The sequence below is a fragment of the Steroidobacter agaridevorans genome (assembly GCF_009932555.1).
Taxonomy (GTDB): domain Bacteria; phylum Pseudomonadota; class Gammaproteobacteria; order Steroidobacterales; family Steroidobacteraceae; genus Steroidobacter; species Steroidobacter agaridevorans.
The window spans coordinates 107667-125784 of sequence record NZ_BLJO01000012.1 but is presented as its reverse complement, the minus strand read 5'-3'; the positions used below and the strand labels follow the sequence as shown (position 1 = coordinate 125784).

At 62.0% G+C, this 18118-nt stretch carries 16 protein-coding genes; 5 read left to right on the top strand and 11 right to left on the bottom strand.

Going from position 1 to position 18118, the window contains the following annotated elements:
* Window positions 1-213 precede the first annotated feature (213 nt).
* Window positions 214-1401, top strand: a complete 1188-nt coding sequence (locus GYH35_RS32925) for a hypothetical protein (protein WP_161830583.1) — start codon at window positions 214-216, stop codon at window positions 1399-1401.
* A 300-nt stretch (window positions 1402-1701) separates the two neighbouring features.
* Here the strand turns inward: GYH35_RS32925 and GYH35_RS32920 are convergent, their stop codons facing one another.
* The 8 genes from GYH35_RS32920 to GYH35_RS32885 form a co-directional block, all read right to left on the bottom strand.
* Window positions 1702-3156 (bottom strand): bifunctional 2-methylcitrate dehydratase/aconitate hydratase, encoded by a 1455-nt coding sequence (locus GYH35_RS32920; RefSeq protein WP_161815402.1) that lies wholly within the window; start codon window positions 3154-3156, stop codon window positions 1702-1704.
* 13 nt (window positions 3157-3169) lie between these two features.
* On the bottom strand, window positions 3170-4327 hold the full coding sequence (gene prpC / locus GYH35_RS32915; protein WP_161815403.1) for a bifunctional 2-methylcitrate synthase/citrate synthase: 1158 nt from the start codon (window positions 4325-4327) through the stop codon (window positions 3170-3172).
* A gap of 153 nt (window positions 4328-4480) precedes the next feature.
* Window positions 4481-5761, bottom strand: a complete 1281-nt coding sequence (locus GYH35_RS32910; RefSeq protein ID WP_161815404.1) for an NAD(P)/FAD-dependent oxidoreductase — start codon at window positions 5759-5761, stop codon at window positions 4481-4483.
* Between the two features lie 22 nt (window positions 5762-5783).
* The gene (locus tag GYH35_RS32905) at window positions 5784-6101 is read right to left on the bottom strand and encodes a 2Fe-2S iron-sulfur cluster-binding protein (RefSeq protein ID WP_161815405.1); all 318 of its coding nucleotides are present in this window, start codon (window positions 6099-6101) and stop codon (window positions 5784-5786) included.
* Window positions 6102-6170: 69 nt separating this feature from the next.
* Window positions 6171-7112 (bottom strand): 2-phospho-L-lactate transferase, encoded by a 942-nt coding sequence (cofD, locus tag GYH35_RS32900; protein ID WP_161815406.1) that lies wholly within the window; start codon window positions 7110-7112, stop codon window positions 6171-6173.
* Window positions 7109-7870, bottom strand: a complete 762-nt coding sequence (gene cofE, locus GYH35_RS32895) for a coenzyme F420-0:L-glutamate ligase (RefSeq protein WP_161815407.1) — start codon at window positions 7868-7870, stop codon at window positions 7109-7111. Before cofE ends, cofD begins: the two co-directional genes overlap by 4 nt.
* An 8-nt stretch (window positions 7871-7878) precedes the next feature.
* On the bottom strand, window positions 7879-8652 hold the full coding sequence (locus GYH35_RS32890) for an enoyl-CoA hydratase/isomerase family protein (protein ID WP_161815408.1): 774 nt from the start codon (window positions 8650-8652) through the stop codon (window positions 7879-7881).
* 105 nt (window positions 8653-8757) lie between these two features.
* On the bottom strand, window positions 8758-9861 hold the full coding sequence (locus GYH35_RS32885) for a flavodoxin family protein (RefSeq protein WP_161830582.1): 1104 nt from the start codon (window positions 9859-9861) through the stop codon (window positions 8758-8760).
* Between the two features lie 145 nt (window positions 9862-10006).
* On the opposite strand from GYH35_RS32885, the gene GYH35_RS32880 reads away from it, so the two are divergent.
* Window positions 10007-11386: a mechanosensitive ion channel family protein gene (locus GYH35_RS32880; protein ID WP_202624957.1), complete on the top strand. Its 1380-nt coding sequence runs from the start codon at window positions 10007-10009 to the stop codon at window positions 11384-11386.
* On the opposite strand, the gene GYH35_RS32875 is transcribed toward GYH35_RS32880, so the two are convergent.
* On the bottom strand, window positions 11336-12169 hold the full coding sequence (locus tag GYH35_RS32875) for an AraC family transcriptional regulator (protein ID WP_161830581.1): 834 nt from the start codon (window positions 12167-12169) through the stop codon (window positions 11336-11338). The genes GYH35_RS32880 and GYH35_RS32875 overlap by 51 nt on opposite strands.
* 78 nt (window positions 12170-12247) lie before the next feature.
* A complete protein-coding gene (locus GYH35_RS32870) occupies window positions 12248-13252 on the bottom strand; it encodes a sulfate ABC transporter substrate-binding protein (protein ID WP_407700240.1) in 1005 nt (334 codons plus the stop codon).
* 587 nt (window positions 13253-13839) lie between these two features.
* Here GYH35_RS32870 and GYH35_RS32865 point away from each other — a divergent pair.
* Window positions 13840-15105, top strand: a complete 1266-nt coding sequence (locus tag GYH35_RS32865; RefSeq protein ID WP_161830579.1) for a M20/M25/M40 family metallo-hydrolase — start codon at window positions 13840-13842, stop codon at window positions 15103-15105.
* 1 nt (window position 15106) lies between these two features.
* On the opposite strand, the gene GYH35_RS32860 is transcribed toward GYH35_RS32865, so the two are convergent.
* Entirely contained in the window at window positions 15107-15676 is a 570-nt protein-coding gene (locus GYH35_RS32860; RefSeq protein WP_161815413.1) for a phosphoribosyltransferase, read from the bottom strand.
* Between the two features lie 56 nt (window positions 15677-15732).
* Here GYH35_RS32860 and bioA point away from each other — a divergent pair, with 56 nt between their 5' ends.
* Together bioA and GYH35_RS32850 are read left to right on the top strand one after the other, a co-directional pair.
* Complete coding sequence (gene bioA / locus GYH35_RS32855; protein WP_161815414.1) at window positions 15733-17007, top strand: adenosylmethionine--8-amino-7-oxononanoate transaminase; 1275 nt, start codon at window positions 15733-15735, stop codon at window positions 17005-17007.
* Window positions 17004-18113 (top strand): aminotransferase class I/II-fold pyridoxal phosphate-dependent enzyme, encoded by a 1110-nt coding sequence (locus GYH35_RS32850; protein WP_161830578.1) that lies wholly within the window; start codon window positions 17004-17006, stop codon window positions 18111-18113. The genes bioA and GYH35_RS32850 overlap by 4 nt, the downstream gene beginning before the upstream one ends.
* Window positions 18114-18118: the final 5 nt, after the last annotated feature.

Genomic DNA, 18118 nt, shown 5'->3' with positions numbered 1-18118 from the left:
CCGGGCCGGCAGGACTGCGCAAGAAAAGTCTTAACTCCCTCGATCATTCGTGCCATTCGTCCTTGGGGAAGTGCGTTAGGCGTTCGAATCGCCGTACGTATCGAGTGATACGGCGGTTGCCCAAATTACTTCCGCCGATGATCAGTCCATCCACGCTTCCCGTCCCCTGGCACGTACTGTGCCCCCGTGTTGATCGTCGGAACATGACGGCGCATGAGCACGCCGATCCTCGAATCGCGACCTGATTTTTCCCTGGTGCTCGGCGGCCCGCTGTTCCAGATATTCCTGCGCACCCATCTGTCGGGCAGCGCGCTGGAACTGTTGCATCGGCGGATGATCGTCGTCATGGGCATCGCGTGGCTCCCGCTATTGTTGTTGTCGGCACTGCGCGGAGATGCAGTCGGCGATGAGGTGTCGATTGCCTTTGTCGACGACATCGAAACGCACGTTCGGTTCCTGATCGCGCTGCCCATCCTGATCGCGGCGGAGCTCGTCGTGCATCGTCGCATTCATCATGTGGTGAGCCAGTTCGTCGAGCGAGGGCTGATCGGGTCGGAACAGATGCCGGAGTTTCGGCAGGCGATAGATACGACTTTGCGCCTGCGCAATTCGCCGATCATCGAGCTGGCGCTGATCGTGCTCGTCTACGCTGTCGGACACTGGATCTGGCGCAATGAGATCGCGCTGCACGCGACGAGTTGGTACGCGAGCCAGGATGGCGCGCAGATTCAGCTCACGCCGGCCGGGTATTGGCATGCGTTTGTCAGCGTGCCGATCTTCCAGTTCATGCTGATGCGCTGGTATTTTCGCTTCGCCCTGTGGTTCTGGTTTCTATTTCGGGTGTCGCGGTTGCAGCTACGTCTCCTCGCCAGCCATGCAGACCGGGCCGCGGGACTGGGTTTCCTGAGCGAAAGTATCTATGCCTTCTCGCTCGTCCTGCTCGCCCAGGGCGCAGTGGCTGCGGGATTGATCGCGAGCAAGATTCTGTACGCGGGCCGGGGCTTGCTGAGCTTTAAAGTCGAGATTCTCAGCTTTCTCATCTTTTTCATCGTCGTGACACTCATTCCGCTCATGGTATTCACGCCTCAACTGCTGCGTGCCAAGCGCAAGGCATTGCGCCACTTTGGTCGGTTGGTCAACCGGTACTCCGATGAGTTCAATCAGAAGTGGGTGGAAGGCGGCGCTCCGCAAAGCGAGCCCCTGCTCGGCAGCAGCGATATCCAGTCGCTCGCCGATCTCGGCAACAGCTACAGCGTCGTTCGCGAGACTCGCCTCGTGCCGTTCGATATCAAGGACGTAATGAGACTTGCTGCGATCTCAGCCACGCCCTTCCTGCCACTGCTGCTGACGATGTTCTCGCTCGATGACTTCGCGACTTTTCTGATCGAGGCGATCTTCTGACAGCCCCGTCGGGCCGAAGCTACGCGACTCCGGGATTCGTGCAGTTACTGCTCTGTTCGATCGCCGCACAGGCCGTGCAGCGCTCGGCAATGAAGCTGCCGCACGCGATGAACAAGTACCTGTGGCAATCGTTTATGTAGTCACATCAATGGAGGGCACGAGCATGCAGTCTATTTTTCGTGACAGGAAACTTGCGATAACGGCGAGCGAGACATCTTCCAAGAATGATTTCGATTATTTGGTCGGCAAGTGGGCCATTCGCTCCTGCCCAGGACCTGACTCGTCCGCAGCGAGCTGCCCTCACTTGTTCTTGACCAGCCCCGCCACAAACTCCTGCACCGGCATCCTCTCCAACTTCCCCCGATCGGCAAACATTGCCTTGATCGCCTCGGTCTGCTTCGGCGAGAAGTGCGCGGCGACGGAGGCTTCGAATTTTTGTACGAGCACCGGCATTCCCTCGGCGCGACGCTTGCGGTGACCCAGCGGTACATCGACCTGGACGCGCTCGGTCCGGGTGCCGTCCTTGAAGAACACCTGCACGGCGTTCCCGATGTATCGTTTGTCCGGCGCGTAGTATTCCTCGGTAAACGTCGTGTTCTCGCTCACGACCATCTTCGCCCTCAACGCATCGATGCGCGGATCGCTCGCCGTCGCGTCCTCGTAGTCCGACGCTGAGAGACGGCCGAAGATCAGCGCGATCGCGACCATGTACTGAATGCAGTGATCTCGATCCGCCGGATTATCAAGTGGTCCTGTCTTATCGATGATCCTCACGCCCGACTCCTGCGTTTCGATCACCACGCGCTCGATATCGTCGATGTGGCGCTTCACCTGCGGGTGCAGCTTCATCGCCGCCTCCACCGCCGTCTGGCCGTGGAACTCCGCCGGGAAGGAGATCTTGAACAGGATGTTTTCCATCACGTAGCTGCCAAAGGGCTGCGGGAACGACAGCGGCTTGCCCTTCATCAGCACATCTTGGAAGCCCCACGTCGACGCCGTGACCGCCGATGGATATCCCATCTCGTCCGACATCGCCATCAACGCGTGACGCACCGCTCGGCTGGTCGCATCGCCGGCCGCCCAGCTCTTTCGCGATCCAGTGTTCGGCGCATGACGATAGGTCCGCAACGCGCCGCCATCGACGAACGCGTTCGAGACTGCGTTGATCACCTGCTCTCGCGAGCCGCCGAGCATCGCAGTCGTTACCGCCGTGGAAGCGAGCCGCACCAGCAACACATGATCCAATCCAACCCGGTTGAAACTATTCTCCAGCGCGCCGACGCCCTGGATCTCGTGCGCCTTGATCATGGCGGTGAGCACATCTCTCACCCTCAGCGACACCTTGCCCTGCGCGCCGCTCCGGCGCGCCATGTAATCCGCGACCGCGAGAATGCCGCCGAGGTTGTCGGAAGGATGTCCCCACTCCGCCGCCAGCCAGGTGTCGTTGAAATCGAGCCAGCGGACCATCGCGCCGATATTGAACGCCGCCTGCACGGGATCGAGCTCATAGCTCGTGCCCGGCACTCGCGATCCACCCGGCATCACAGCACCTGGCACCACAGGTCCCAACAACTTCGTGCACGCCGGATACTGCAGGGCCTGGAAGCCGCAGGCCAACGTATCCATCAAGCAGTAGTACGCGGTCTCGTAAGCCGCCTCGCTGTCGACTTGATACGACAGCGCGTAATCGGCAATCGCCTGCAATATCTCATCCGGTGCCGGACGTTCCGCTGATTTGAGATCGTGATGGGCCATGGCAACCAACTAGTTACTTTCTCTGATCGAGCGGCACGAACTCGAGGTTCTCCGGCCCGATGTAGTTCGCGCTCGGCCGGATGATCTTGCCGTCCTCGCGCTGTTCGATGACATGCGCCGCCCAGCCGGTGGTGCGGGCGATGACGAACAGCGGAGTAAACATCGAGGTGGGCACGCCCATCAGGTGATACGACACCGCCGAGTACCAGTCCAGATTCGGGAACATGTTCTTGATCTCTTTCATCGTCCGTTCCAGACGCGCCGCGATGTCGAACATCTTGGTGTCGCCCGCATCCTGCGCGAGCGTGCGCGCAACTTCCTTGATGACCTCATTGCGCGGGTCGGAGATCGTATAGACCGGATGACCGAAGCCGATGATCACTTCCTTGTTCCCCACCCGCTTGCGGACGTCTTCGTCGGCTTGCTCGGGCGAGTCGTAGCGCTGCTGGATTTCGAACGCGACTTCGTTCGCGCCGCCGTGCTTGGGCCCACGCAATGCGCCGATCGCGCCAGTGATCGCGGAGTACATGTCCGAGCCGGTGCCAGCGATGACGCGCGCCGTGAACGTCGACGCGTTGAACTCATGCTCGGCATAGAGGATGAGCGACGTATGCATCGCATGCACCCACTCTCGCGACGGCGTCTCCTGATGCAACAAATGCAGGAAATGCCCGCCGATCGAATCGTCATCGGTGTCCACATCGATGCGACGGCCGTGATGACTGTAGTGATACCAGTACGCGAGCATCGATCCGAGGCTGGCGATGAGCCGATCGGCAATGTCCCGAGCAGCGGCCGGAGCGTGATGCTCGGGTTCAGGCAGGACACAGCCCAGCGTCGACACGCCCGTGCGCATGACATCCATCGGATGAGCTGCGGCGGGCAATCGCTCGAGCACGTCTTTGACGGCCGCGGGCAAGCCACGCAGACGTGACAGCTTGGCTTTGTATCCAGCAAGCTCGGCATGATTCGGCAGTTTGCCGTGAATCAGCAGATAAGCGATTTCCTCGAACTCGCAGCTGTTGGCGATATCGAGGATGTCATAACCGCGATAGTGCAGATCGTTGCCGCTGCGTCCAACCGTGCACAGCGCGGTATTGCCGGCGGTCACGCCGGACAGTGCGACAGACTTCTTCGGCTTGAAGCCGGTGGTCGAAGTTGCTTCGGTCATCGCGAACCCCCTGAAATTTTTCCCTGCGGCCGCAACGCGCCGCACGTCCAAGCGTCGCCGCCACTTTGCCACAAGGCCAGCAGGCCGTCCTTGCGAACAATGGGGTCTTGCCGAAGCCGCCGACCTCCGGCGGGTCAGCGGCTGGCGCAAATATCAGGCCTGGGGCGCGGCGGGCTGTACCGGCCCCGCAAGGGTCTTCAGCGGCACCGACTCGTCGGCGAGCGCGGCGGGATCGAACGATTTACACGCTGCGACCATGCGCTTGGCGACCATGAATTCCTGCGCACGATTGACGGCATCGACCGCGATCAGCCGGCCCTGCTTCAGATAGAACGCAGCGAACGACTTGCTCTCCATCGAACCGCGCAGCACGAACTGATCGTAGCCTTGCGACAGTCCCGTCATTTGCAACTTCAGATCGTACTGATCGGACCAGAACCACGGCACCGACTCATAGGCCTTCGGCTTGCCTGCGAGCGAAGCCGCGGCGACGCGAGCTTGCTCGACCGCATTCGGCACCGACTCCAGACGAATGCGCCGGCCGCAGAACACGCTCGGGTGATTCGTGCAGTCGCCGGCAGCGACGATGTCAGGATCGGAGGTGACGGCGTACTCGTTGACCACGATGCCGTTGTCCACATCCAAGCCAGCCGCCTGCGCCACTTCGGTGTTGGGCAACAAGCCGATGCCGACAACGACGTAGTCAGCAGGAATCACCACGCCGCCGGTGCAATGTACCGCTGTAACAGCATCGCCGGTCGCGTTGAATTCCAGATGCGTCACTTCGATGTTGGTGCGCAGATCGACGCCAGCGTCGCGATGCACCTTCTCATAGAACTGAGACATCTGCGGCGCCGTGACTCGCGCCAGCACGCGGGGCAACGCTTCGAGCACGGTGACATTCACGCCGCGCGCGATGGCCGACGCAGCAACTTCCAATCCAACGTAACCACCGCCAATGACGACAAGGCGCTGCCCGGCTTCAAAGCGCGAGCGAATCGCCATCACATCATCGATATTGCGCAGGTAACGGAAGTTGCTGGTCCCCTCCGCACGAGTTGCATCGTTGATGGTCATGCGACGCGCGCGGCCGCCGGTCGCCAGCGCAAGCTTTGAATAAGTGACTTCGCGGCCGTCGTCGAACACCAGCTTCTTGTTCGCGCGATCGATACGCTCGACGCGACGGCTCAGCAGCAAGCTGATGTTTGCTTTCTCATACGCAGCCAGCTGCCGCAGATACAGCGACGTGGCTTCGCACTCGCCTTTCAGATAAGCCTTGGACAGCGGCGGCCGTTGATACGGCAGATGAGATTCGTCGCCGACGATCGTCAGCGGCCCGGCATAACCTTGTTGACGTAACGCGAACGCGAGCTCGCCGCCGGCGTGGCCGGCGCCAACGATATAGATGTGATCTTCAGTGTGCGTGTCGGACATGAGCTAAATGCGAAACCCAGGATCATTCTTCGGGAGCGAGCGTGAGGCGCAGGCCGTCGTGTTCCTGCTTCAACTGGATCTGGCACGACAGCCGCGAGTTGTCCTGACGGAACTGCAGCTCGGCCAGCAGATCGCCCTCATCGCTCTGCCGGTCGGGCAGCTTCGCGAGCCATTCCGGAGCGATATAAACGTGGCAGGTGGCGCACGAGCACATGCCGCCGCAGATGGCGCTGACGCCGTAGTCCAATTCGCGCAGCGTTTCCATCAACGAGCCTTCCGGCGCCGTTTCCACTTCGTGTTCGCCGCCGTTGCGGTCCACCACGCTCAACCGAATACTCATTCAAATACTCCAGCCAATGCTCGTCCCGAAACCGGGCGGCAATTGTGCCATTTCGCGGTCCGGAGCGTCCTACAACTTGCTAAACGAGCGGGCGAAATCCATGACCTCCCGGGCCACACGCTGCTTGTCTGCCGCTGTCTTCATCAGCGTCGCCGTGACGTGCGTGGCCATGCTGACTTGCGGCGCCAGGTGCGCTTCCGACCTGTCGAGCACGAGGCCGTCGATGATGCCCTCATAGAAACGGGCGATGGTCGCCGACGACTGTTCGAGCTGCAGCTCGCTCATGATCTTGGTGGTCGGCCCTTTGACCGCCTGGCCATTCACCAGCGGCGAGACTGCAATTACCGGCACCGTCGCCTCGACCAGGAGCTGGCGCCACGCGGGCATTTCCAGGAACGGCCCGATGCTCAGCCAGGGATTCGACGGACAGATCACGATGGCTTGCAGCGACGGGTCCTGCACCGCCTCGTCGATGAAAGGCACCAGCTCCGCATCGGCCGCGCCCGCATATGCCAGCCCCTTGACCACCGGCTCGCAGCGCCGCCCGACGAAGTAGTGCTGAAAATCCAGCGTGCCCTCGTCGGTGATCACCATCGTGCGCACCAGGTCGTTCGTCATTGGCACCACCTTGCCGAGGATGCCGAAGTGGCGCGCGAAGTCGGCGGTGATGGCCGACAGCTTTTCGCCAGCATCGAGGCGGCGGGTGCGCTCGATGTGGACGGCCAGGTCCTTGTCGCCGAGCCGGAACCAGTGCTCGCCGCCCAGACGCTCGATTTCCGCCATGAAATTCCAGCTTTCGTTGGCGCGGCCCCAGCCGAGCTCCGGGTTCTGCATGCCGGCCAATGTATAGATCATGGTGTCGAGATCGGGCGAGATCGCCAGTCCCAGGTGCTCGAAATCGTCGCCGGTATTGACCGCGACAGTGAGCTCCCCGGGAAACAACACGCGTTGCAGCCCCTCGGCGAGCTTGGCTCCGCCGATCCCTCCTGACAGCGCCAATACCTGAGTCATCGGAACAGATCCTGATCCCTGGAGCGCAGTAACGCCGCCGCGTTACGTTCACTCGCCGTCCATTGCAGTCCTCGTGCGATCACCACTGGAGTTCCCTCGTTTGCTTCACCCATGACCAACGCGGCGCCGGCAGCGACGGCGTCGGCCCAGCCGACCTCCGTCATTTCCAGCGCGCGACCTTCCCTGTCATATTCGCCTCGACGGTCGATAATGGATGGCAGTCCGGCCGCTCCGATGGCGATATTCACGACGCCGTTGCGCCAGGCCCGGCCAAAACTGTCGCTGATCAGCACCGCCACGGGGACTTGCCAACGCGTGCTCAGCTCATTCCGCAAACGCTCGGCGGAGGCATCCGGGTCTCGAGGCAGCAACAACACCTGGTCTTGCGCGGCGCCTGGAACGTTCGAGCGATCGACGCCGGCGTTGGCCATCACATAGCCCAGCCGATGGCGCACGATCAGCACGTTGGGCACGGCTCGCAGCACTTCCTGTGACTCCGACAACACGACTTCCACCAGGCGCGCGTCCTTGCGAGTCCGGGCCGCCAACTCCAGAGCGCGGGCCGACGGCGTGATGGTGCGCAAGTCGACGATACGCCCTTCGGCTTTAGAAACAATTTTCTGTGCGACGACGATCACATCGAACGGCGCGGGCGCCAGGCCCGCGCCTTCGACGGCTGCCGCAATCGTCTGCGACAGATCCTGCCCTGCGAGAATTTCGGGCAATCCCGACAGGGCAGTGAAGACGACCGATTTCACCGGTCGAATCAGCGGCCGGTGAACTGCGGCGGCCGCTTATCGAAGAACGCTTTTACGCCCTCGCGGAAATCCTGGCTGTCGATGCAAACTTTCTGGATCGCCCCTTCTTCGCGAATGGCGCCGGCGAGATCCAACACATGCGCGCGACGAAGCAGTCGCTTCGTGCCCGCCAAAGCCAACGGCGGCGCGTCGGCCAGCTTCTCGGCGAGCGCGCACGTTTCGTTGATCAGCTCGGCATCCGGCACGACTCGATTCGCCAGGCCCAGCTCGACACAACGGGCCGCCGGAATGCGGTCGCCGATGAGCGCCAATTCAAACGCGTGCCGCGCGCCGAGCCGCTCGGCGAACTGCCATGTGAGACCGCCGTCGGGCACCAGCCCGATTTTCGCAAACGGCAATTGCAGGAATGATTTCTCGCCCATCACCAACATGTCGCAAGCGAGCGCATATCCCGCGCCGATACCGCTGGCGAAACCGTTGACCGCGCCGATGACCGGCTTCGGCAGGTCGGCGATGGCCAGAATGCCGGGACCGAATTCCTTTTCCAGCATTCCCGCCACCTGCTCGCCAGAAGGCGGCAGGCTGTTGAGATCGGCGCCGGCGCTGAAACCGCGGCCCGCGCCCGTCAAGACAGCGGCGCGAATGTGCTCGGCGGCCGCAATTTTCTTGAAGGCGTCGATGATGCCGATGCGCATCTCGTGCGTGAACGTATTGAGTGCATCGGCGCGATTCAGCGTGACGATCGCGACCCGGCCGCGCTCTTCGTATAGGACTTCGCTCATTGAGGTCTCCGTTGGACTGCGCGGCAGGATGGCGCGAAGCCGCCTGCCATGCAACTGCATGGCCTGCGGGAGCCATAGTCCTTTTCCTATATTGAACAGGCGCCCCTACTTCGGGCGCGGATCGCGCACGCCGTCGCCCTTGGGCGGCCTGGCCGTTCGCACCCGAGTCACCGTCTGCAACAGCAGACGGGCTGCATTGCGAACTTCCTGCTGAATCGCCTGGTCTTTGTCGAGCGCCACATGGCTGGTCGCATACGGCTCGTAGTAACCAATATAACGATCGATATTCGCGTCGCCGCCGGCCGGCACGAGCTCCATGTCACACAGCCAGTCGTGCAGATTGCGACGTAACGTTTCGGCGCCGACGGCATCGCCATGCACGACCGTCGAGAACGCTCGTCCTTTGAGGTGTCGCGGATAATCCCAGCCTTCCAGCTCGATGGCCTTGGCCTTCTTCGCGTTCTTGCCATCGGTGCGCGTGGGATCCGGATTGCCGCCATCGGCACAGACCAGGCGATCGATCATCAGCTTCAACGGCGACGGCGCCTGATACCAATACACCGGCGTCACGATCATCACGCCATGGGCCGCCACCCAGCGCGGATAGATTTCGTTCATCCAATCGTTGACCTGGCCGAGCGAATGATTGGGATAGCAAGAGCACGGCCAATGACACAACGGCATCGCCGTCGCGACACAAGCCTTGCACGGATAGATGACTCGACCGTACTCCGCCGTCAGATGACTGAGATCGAGCAGATCGACGATCGCTCGCTCGGCTACCAATGTTTGCTCCGCCTCCTGGCACAAGCGATAGCTCTTCGATACCTCGCCCGGACAGGTCTGCTCGTGGCGTGCCGCGCCGCTGATCAGCAGTATCCGAGCCGGGCCCTTTGCATCCTCGTGCAAGCGCTGCGCTTTGCGAATTTCGTCGCGCGTCTGCAGCCATTGCTCGGACAGCTGATATTCCGGATTCTCGAACTCTGGCCCGGCCGCGCGCGTGCGAGGCGATTTGCGACCCTCGTGATACGCCTCCCAAGCAATCTCTGCCAATGCATCGATCTGCGCCATCGAGCCATCGAAGGCGGGATCGTAAAAGCGCTGACGGAAGCGGGTGCGAAAGGCGTCCTTGTCGATCTGGGCCGACACACCGAGTTTTCTCGGCTGGGGCACCGCGGGCTTGTCGCAGTTGTCGTTGGATGAGGACACGCAAAACAACGCAGCCCCGAAGCGCGGTGTTCCCAGAATTACCGACGCTGCCGGCACTCAGGATCGAACTTTGCGCGCGCTTCTTGGTTAAGAAGACTTGGTGCGCGGCTCACCGCGATCCGCGCACGCCCTGACGGAGATTTTCATGCAAGAGTCGATCGCGGCGTTCACCAGTCTCGACCGGGCGACCTGGATCACGGTCGCCAGTGTGCTCCTGGGGCTGGCACTGGCGCATGTAATTCTGAGTTGGTTCATCAAGTACAAGGCGGCGCGCGAGACGAACACTCACATGCCGATGGAAGACGGCACGCAGGCCGCGATTCGTGAATGGATCTGGCGTGGCGCTACCCGGTGCATCCGTCCACTGGCGTTCCTGATCTGGGTCAACGGCTTGTACCTGGTGGCATCGACCATCGTTGCCGATCTCGAGGAATACAAGTTCTCGGCGACCGCGCTCACCGCGCTGGAGTGGTGGCAAGGCCTCGGCACGCTGGTCGGCATCACGTGGTTACTGGTCCGCATCGGCGTCACGGCGGACACGGCACTACGCAAGATCGCCGCGCGTACCGACAACGATTGGAGCGAAATTCTGATTCCTTTCGCCGGGCGCGCCGTGCGCTGGGTGCTGCCGCTCATCGCCATTCTGCTCGGAGCGCCGGCGCTGGCGGTGTCCTCGAAAACCGAAGCCATCGTCAAAGACGCGACCAGCATCCTGCTCATCGCGACCCTGGCTTACGTCGGGCTGCAGCTGATTCACGTCGGCACTTCGCTGATCCTGCAACGACACCAGCTCTCCGTCAGCGACAATCGACGCGCGCGAGCCATCTATACGCAAGTGACGATGCTGCGGAAGATCGTAACTTCCATCGTGGCGCTCATCGCCATCGCATCGATGCTCATGGTGTTCGAATCGGTGCGTCACTTCGGCACAGCCATCATCGCGTCCGCGGGCGTGGCCGGCATCATCCTTGGCTTCGCCGCGCAGAAGAGCATCGCGACGCTGTTGGCCGGCATCCAGATCGCGCTGACGCAGCCCATCCGCATCGACGACGTGGTGATCGTCGAAGGCGAATGGGGCCGGATCGAGGAGATCACGCTCACCTACGTGGTCGTTTGTATCTGGGACTGGCGCCGGCTGGTGCTGCCCATTTCGTATTTCATCGAGAAGCCGTTCCAGAACTGGACACGCACCAGCGCGGATGTCATCGGCTCGGTGTTTCTTTATGTCGACTACAACGTGCCGCTCGCTCCGCTGCGTGCCGAGCTTCAGCGCATCCTCGAGGCATCTCAGCTCTGGGATCGCAAAGTGAGCGCACTGCAGGTCACGGACACGAAACAGCACACCGTCGAGGTCCGTGTGATCGTCAGCGCGCGCGACGCCGGCCAGGCCTTCGACTTGCGCTGCGACGTACGCGAGAAGCTCATCGCCTTCCTGCAAAAGAGCTATCCGGACAGCCTGCCGAGAATCCGCACGTCAACCCTTGATCGGCACCCACACTTCCAGTCCGCCATGACCGGCACGTGAATCGAAGTCGGGGCCATAGACTTCGAGCAGCGGCGCATCGACCGCTTCGTGGCCCGACTCCGGCACCCATTGACCCCAGATGGCCGCGAACGTGCCACTGATGGTCGAGATGTGTTCGCGATGCTTGAAAATCGCATAGCGCTGCGGGGCGATACGAAGCGTGCTCAGCTCCGGAGGCGTTCTCGAGAAGTCGCTGACCTGCGCGCCGCAGAGATATTCCATATTGCCCGCATCGTCGACGTTGTGGACGACGCCGTAAGCGGTGTTGCCCACTTGATCGGGGATGTGGCCGAAGTAATTCAGGAACCGCTCCCACTGCGATGGAATGCCGGCCTTGTTGTCGCATTTGTAACGCGCGCGGATGCCGGCAAGCAGTAACGCCTTGCCTTGCTCGAAGCGCGGCGGATCGAGCTCGGGCAGTTGCTGGTAGGTCATGGCGATGGGCTCCACGATGGCGAGATTGTCGATACGGCGCTGCGCGCGCACCGCTTCGGGCGTCATCCCGAATTGGTCGCGAAACGCCCGTGTGAACGCCTCGTGAGAGCCATAGCCGGCTTCCAATGCGATCGACAACACGTCGGGCGCGCCATTCGCGAGGGCGCGGGCAGCCACGCTCAAGCGGCGGCCACGCACATAACGCATGATGGAAAAACCCGAGAGGTGATTGAAAGCGCGAGTCAGATAGTACGGTGAGACATTGACCTGCGCGGCGAGCGATTCGAGCGACAAGTCAGTCGTCAGATGGCTTTCGATGTACCACAGCGCGCTGTTGATCGGATTCATGGCGAACTCTCACGAGACGACGCCATTGTCGTCCCGCCTGCCCGCGCCCATTTGATCGAAATTGCGGATCGATTGCGATCAGCGCGCCGGCGCTTTCGCCAGCGCCTGATCCAGGATGGCGCCGTCGGCGAAGTGCACCTTCATCACTTTATCCCAGCCGCCGAACACGTCGTCCACCGTCACCAGCTTGATGGCCGGAAACTGGGCGGCGTATTTCCTGGTGACGTTGGCGTCGTTCACCCGGTTGTAGTGCTTCGCGATGATGTCCTGTCCCGCTGGGCTGTATAGATACTTCAAGTACGCAGTCGCTGCTTCGCGCGTTTTTTTGCGATCGACGACCTTATCGACCACGGCCACCGGGAAATCGGCGCGCAGGCTCATCGACGGCATCACCGCTTGCAGCTTGCTCTTGCCGTACTCACGACGGATCGCCGTGATCTCGCACTCGAACGTCACCAGCACATCGCCGATACCGCGCTCGATGAATGTCGTCGAGGCGCCGCGCCCGCCCGTGTCGAACACCGGCACATTCGCCAGCAGCCGGGTCACGAAGTCTTTCGCCTTGGCTTCGTCACCTTTGTTCTGCGCAAGCGCGTACGCGTAAGCAGCGAGATAGGTGTATCGGCCGTTGCCCGAAGTCTTGGGATTGGGGAACACCACCTGAATGCCAGGCCGGGCGAGATCGCTCCAATCTTTCACCTGCTTCGGATTGCCTTCGCGCACCAGCAGCACCGGCAGCGAATAAAATGGCGAAGCATTGTTCGGCAGCCGCTGCCGCCAGTCGGCGCCGAGCAGACCGGCCTTGTGCAGCAACTCGATATCGGCGACCTGGTTGAATGTCACCACGTCGGCCGGCAAGCCTTCGGCGACCGAACGTGCCTGCTTGGACGAGCCGCCATGCGACTGTCGGATCTTGAGCGTCTTGCCGGTCTGCTTTTTCCACTCGGCAATGAACGCCGGATTGATGTCATCGAACAGCTCGCGCGCCACGTCATACGACGCGTTGAGCAGCTCCTGCGAGAACGCGGCCGGCGCCAGCAGCAAGCCGGCCAGGGCCACCCAGAAGCGAATATTCATACGCACTGCCATCGATCCTGAATGAGGGGCAGCGATTCTGCAGGCAGGCCGCGGCTCGTGTCAGTAACGCCGCGGTGATAAGGAAGTTATCGGCAGTTATGAGTGAGGCGGCGTCGCGACGACGCCGCCTCACGGTCCTGAATGGCTACTACTGAGCCGGGGGCGGCGGAGTCGTACCCTCAGCCGGCGGAGGCGTAGTCGTGGTGCTATCCGGAGGCGGCGGAGTATCCGACGGAGTCGGGCTCGGCGCCGGTTCAGCCGGCATTGGAGCAGGTGTCGTCGGCGCGGTATCGGCCGGCGGCGTATTCATGTCAGAGGTGTCATCCTTTTTCGCGCAACCGGCCGCGAACACCACCGCAGTCACGGCTAGCAAAGCAAAGGCACGCATGTCTCATCCCTCCAGATGTTTCCGATGCAATCGGGTCCCCTACTAAGCGATTCGCCTTCTCGATGGTTCCAAACAGGAGTGAATGTCAATGTTTCGTCAACGCAAGCAGGGTGCGTTCGCTCGTCGCAGCCTCTTTATAATGCTGCATCGGATCCAAAGGCACCGGCGATTGATCTCTCGCCCTCTCAACAATTAGGAATGCTGAATGCCTGCGTCCCCCCGTGCCTTGGTGCATGCCTTCCTGGAGCGCGAGTTCATCCGGCAAGTCGAGTTTCTCGCCGAGCTGGTGCGTGTGCCCAGCGACAATCCACCGGGCGATTGCGCGCCAGCGGCCGAGCGCGCCCACGAGCTCCTCGAGAGCCTGCTCGATCTCGAAGTGGAAACAGACGTCGTGCCCGCGCAGGTCGCGAAAGCGAATGGAATGATTTCTGCCACGAATCTCATCGTGCGGCGACGCTTCGGCCGCGGCGGCATGACGATCGCGCTCAATGCGCACGGCGATGTGGTGCCGCCGGGCCAGGGCTGGACTCGCGATCCGTACGGCGCGGAGATCATCGACGATCCCGATCATGGGCTGGTGATGTTCGGTCGTGGCGTCGCCGTGAGCAAATCGGACTTCGCGACCTATACGTGGGCCCTGCTCGCCTTGATCGATCTGGAGAAGCAAGGCGTGCCGCTGCATGGCGTGGTCGAGCTGCACTTCACCTATGACGAGGAAGTCGGCGGCAACATCGGACCGAAACGTCTGGTATCGCAGCGTCTGAGCACACCCGCCTTGGCAATCTGCGCCGGTTTCTCATACGCCGTCACCAGCGCGCACAACGGTTGTTTGCATCTGGAAGTCGTGGTGAACGGCAGGTCCGGTCATGCCGCGATGCCTGAGACCGGGGTCGATGCGCTCGAGGCGACCACCGATATTCTCAACGCGCTGTATGCCCACCGACAGGAGTTGGCTCACAAGCGCTCGAAAGTGCCTGGCATCGAGAGCGCCACGCTCAACATCGGCCTCATCGAGGGCGGCATCAATACGAATGTCGTGCCGGACCGGGTCACGCTGCGTCTCGAACGTCGCATCATTCCGGAAGAGTCGGCCGAAGAGGCAGAGTCGCAGCTGCGCTCGCTGATCGCGAACGCCGTCTCCTCTCGCCCCGGCATCACGCTCGAGATCAAACGGATCATGCTGGCCGAGCCGCTGCTCGAACTGCCCGGCGCCGCCCGCACGGTCATCGCTTTGCGCACGCATGCCGAAGAAGAATTCGGTGTCGCGATCCCAGTGCAGGGCGTGCCGCTCTACACGGATGCGAGACACTACGCGTCAGCGGGCATTCCCACCGTGCTGTACGGCGCTGGCCCTAAAACATTGCAGGAAGCAAACGGGCACGGCGCGGATGAATGTTTGCGCCTCGACGACTTGAGAAAGGCGACTGCGGTGGTCGCGCTGACGCTCGTGGATTTGCTGAGAGGTAATTGAGTTATTTATCGGTCCGCGACGTGGGCAGGAAGAAATCTTCTTCCACCGGCTTGTTCGCCAGAATCTCTGCGCGCGTCAGTCCCTGCACTTCGTGCGGAAACACCAGCCATTGATCGGTCTCGCGAATGAAGTAATCCGGTCGCAGTGAGCTGGTGTTCCTGGTCGGCTTGTAATAGACCGTGGCAATCCTCACCTGCTCCGGCATGTTGCGCCGGCAGCGACGCTGCAGCTCGGCGACCACGGCTTCGAGACTGCGTCCCGAATCGAACACATCGTCGATCAACAGCAACTGGTCCTCGAAACTCAGCTGCGACACCAGATAGTCGATCGCGTGCACGCGCACTGTCTTCGACTGCTGATCGATACCCTCGTAGGACGAGGTGCGGATCGCGATGTGGTCGCAGTGAATGCCGTTGAATTCCAGCACCTCCTGGACGGAGATGCCGATTGGCGCCCCGCCGCGCCACACACCCACCAGGAACGACGGCCGAAAGCCGCTGCGGACGATCTGCACCCCGAGCGCCAGCGAGTCCCGCAACAGGGATTCCGCCGAAATATAGGTTTTTTCCATCGCGGCATCATACTCGCTTACACTGTCTACCTGATTCCGTAGACGAGGTTGACAGCATGAACTGGCTCGAACGCGACGCCGCCAGCGTCTGGCACGGCTTTACCCAAATGGATTGCTATGGGGCGAACAGCCCGGTGATCGTGGAACGCGCCGAGGGACGCGAGTTGATCGACGTCGAAGGGCGCCGTTATCTGGACGCAATCTCGTCGCTGTGGGTCACCACGCTGGGCCATCGCGTCCCCGAGCTCGATCAAGCCTTGCGCGAGCAGCTGGACCGTGTCGCTCACTCGACCATGCTCGGCAATGGCAATCGCATCGTCATCGAGTTCGCCGAAGCGCTGGCTCGGGTCGTGCCGGTGGATCGAGCACATACATTGTTCGCATCCGACGGCGCCGCCGCGGTCGAGCAGGCGTTGAAGATCGCGTTCCAATATTGGACCAACAAAGGCGAACAAGGCCGCACGACCTACCTCGCCTTCGGCGACGGGTATCACGGCGACACTATCGGCTCGCTCTCGTTGGGCGGCGGTGGATTCGGCACACAGATTTTCGATCCGCTGCGCTTCCCCGTGCTGCGCGCTCCCGCGTTCACCGAGCCGGGCGCTCTGCACACGGCAGCTCAGATGGTTCGCGAGCATCACCGCAAGCTCGCGGCAGTGGTCGTTGAACCGCTCGTGCAAGGCGCGGCCGGCATGTCGATCGCGCCGGCTGGGGATTTCGCCGAGCTGGGCAAAGCCTGTCACGAGACCGGTGTGCTGCTGATCTGCGATGAAGTTGCGACCGGCTTCGGCCGCACCGGCACGCTGTTCGCTTCCGAGCAATGCGGCTTGCGACCGGATTTGATGTGTCTGGGCAAGGGCATCACCGGCGGTTATCTGCCCATGTCGGCGACGGTCGCGTCCCAACGGGTGTTCGCCGCCTTCCTCGGCCCGGACCTGAGCGAGAAGACGCTGTATCACGGCCACTCCTATGGCGGCAATGCGCTCGCCGCCGCCGTCGCGCTCAAACATTTACAGCTGATAGCGTCTCTGCCCGTCCTTGACAACGTTCGCGAGCGCTCAGCTCAACTGCGCGCCGGGCTCGAGACGCGCATTCGCCCCTTCAAGCGCGTCAAACATATTCGTCTGCAGGGTTTGATGGGCGCGGTCGAGCTCGATACGAGCGACGATCCCAAGCTGGCGCGCCGGACTTGTACAGCGATGGTCAAACGCGGTGTCCTGTCTCGCTCCATGGGGCCTGTCATAACGATCGTGCCGCCGCTCACCATCACCGCAGCGGAGATCGAACGCATCGTCGAGACGCTCGCCGCAGCCCTGGAGGAAACAGCGTGACGCACTGGAATTCCTGGGCCGAGCGCGAGCTGGCCGGCCTGCGCGCCATCAACAGATATCGCGAGACGGTGCCGTTCGATGGGCACGGCCCCGAAGGCCGGGTGCGCGACCAGCGGCTTGTTTCTTTTGCCTCCAACGACTATCTCGGCCTTTCCTCCCACCCCCAGGTGCGGCTCGCGGCCATTGCCGCCATTGAACGCTTTGGCACCGGTGCAATGGCCTCGCGCCTGATCGTCGGCACCCGCAGCCTGCACGACGAATTGGAATCTTTGCTCGCCGAATGGAACCAAACGGAGCGCGCACTCGTGTTCTCGTCGGGGTACTCAGCAAATCTTGGCGTCCTCACGACATTCGGTGAAACGGACGTGACGCTTTTTAGCGACGAGCTCAATCACGCTTCGATAATCGACGGTTGTCGTCTGGCCAAAGCGCGCACTTTGATTTACCGTCACCTGGATCTGCAGCACCTGCAGACCCTGCTTAGACAAACTCCAGGTCGGAAAATCGTGGTGACTGAATCGGTGTTCTCCATGGACGGTGACACTGCGCCCTTGCCTGCGCTCGCAGAGTTGTGCAGCGAGCATGGCGCGTTGCTCATATTGGATGAGGCGCACGCGGCGCTTGGCCCCAAGCTCGCGGCAACCCGGGATTTAGAGGTATTGCACGTCGGCACCTTGTCGAAAACGTTGGGCTCGCTGGGCGGCTTCGTCGCCGGCTCGAGCCGCTTGATCGAATTGCTCGTCAATCGCGCGCGGACCTTCATTTTCACTACCGGCCTGTCACCCGCCGATACCGCGGCGGCCGCGGCGGCGGTACGGATCTGTCGCAGCGAAGAAGGCAATCATTTGCGAGCGCGCTTGCGCTCGCTGGTCGATATGCTTCGCCCGGGTCACCCGTCCGCCATCGTGCCCATCGTGCTCGGTGACGATGCGGCCGCGCTCGGCGCGGCGGCCCGGTTACGGGAAGTCGGTATCCACGTGCCGGCAATTCGCCCACCCACCGTTCCCAAAGGAACGGCGCGGCTGCGGGTTGCGCTGTCGGCCTCTCACAGCGAGGCGATGGTCGAAAGCCTGAGAGCCGCGCTCGGTAGATTCAACTTTGTTTAATTCGA

Bases quoted from the DNA above. Each gene is read 5' to 3' on its own strand.
- GYH35_RS32925 (WP_161830583.1), top strand. From the start codon at position 214: ATGAGCACGCCGATCCTCGAATCGCGACCTGATTTTTCCCTGGTGCTC.
- GYH35_RS32920 (WP_161815402.1), bottom strand. From the start codon at position 3,156: ATGGCCCATCACGATCTCAAATCAGCGGAACGTCCGGCACCGGATGAG.
- prpC (WP_161815403.1), bottom strand. From the start codon at position 4,327: ATGACCGAAGCAACTTCGACCACCGGCTTCAAGCCGAAGAAGTCTGTC.
- GYH35_RS32910 (WP_161815404.1), bottom strand. From the start codon at position 5,761: ATGTCCGACACGCACACTGAAGATCACATCTATATCGTTGGCGCCGGC.
- GYH35_RS32905 (WP_161815405.1), bottom strand. From the start codon at position 6,101: ATGAGTATTCGGTTGAGCGTGGTGGACCGCAACGGCGGCGAACACGAA.
- cofD (WP_161815406.1), bottom strand. From the start codon at position 7,112: ATGACTCAGGTATTGGCGCTGTCAGGAGGGATCGGCGGAGCCAAGCTC.
- GYH35_RS32890 (WP_161815408.1), bottom strand. From the start codon at position 8,652: ATGAGCGAAGTCCTATACGAAGAGCGCGGCCGGGTCGCGATCGTCACG.
- GYH35_RS32880 (WP_202624957.1), top strand. From the start codon at position 10,007: ATGCAAGAGTCGATCGCGGCGTTCACCAGTCTCGACCGGGCGACCTGG.
- GYH35_RS32875 (WP_161830581.1), bottom strand. From the start codon at position 12,169: ATGAATCCGATCAACAGCGCGCTGTGGTACATCGAAAGCCATCTGACG.
- GYH35_RS32865 (WP_161830579.1), top strand. From the start codon at position 13,840: ATGCCTGCGTCCCCCCGTGCCTTGGTGCATGCCTTCCTGGAGCGCGAG.
- GYH35_RS32860 (WP_161815413.1), bottom strand. From the start codon at position 15,676: ATGGAAAAAACCTATATTTCGGCGGAATCCCTGTTGCGGGACTCGCTG.
- bioA (WP_161815414.1), top strand. From the start codon at position 15,733: ATGAACTGGCTCGAACGCGACGCCGCCAGCGTCTGGCACGGCTTTACC.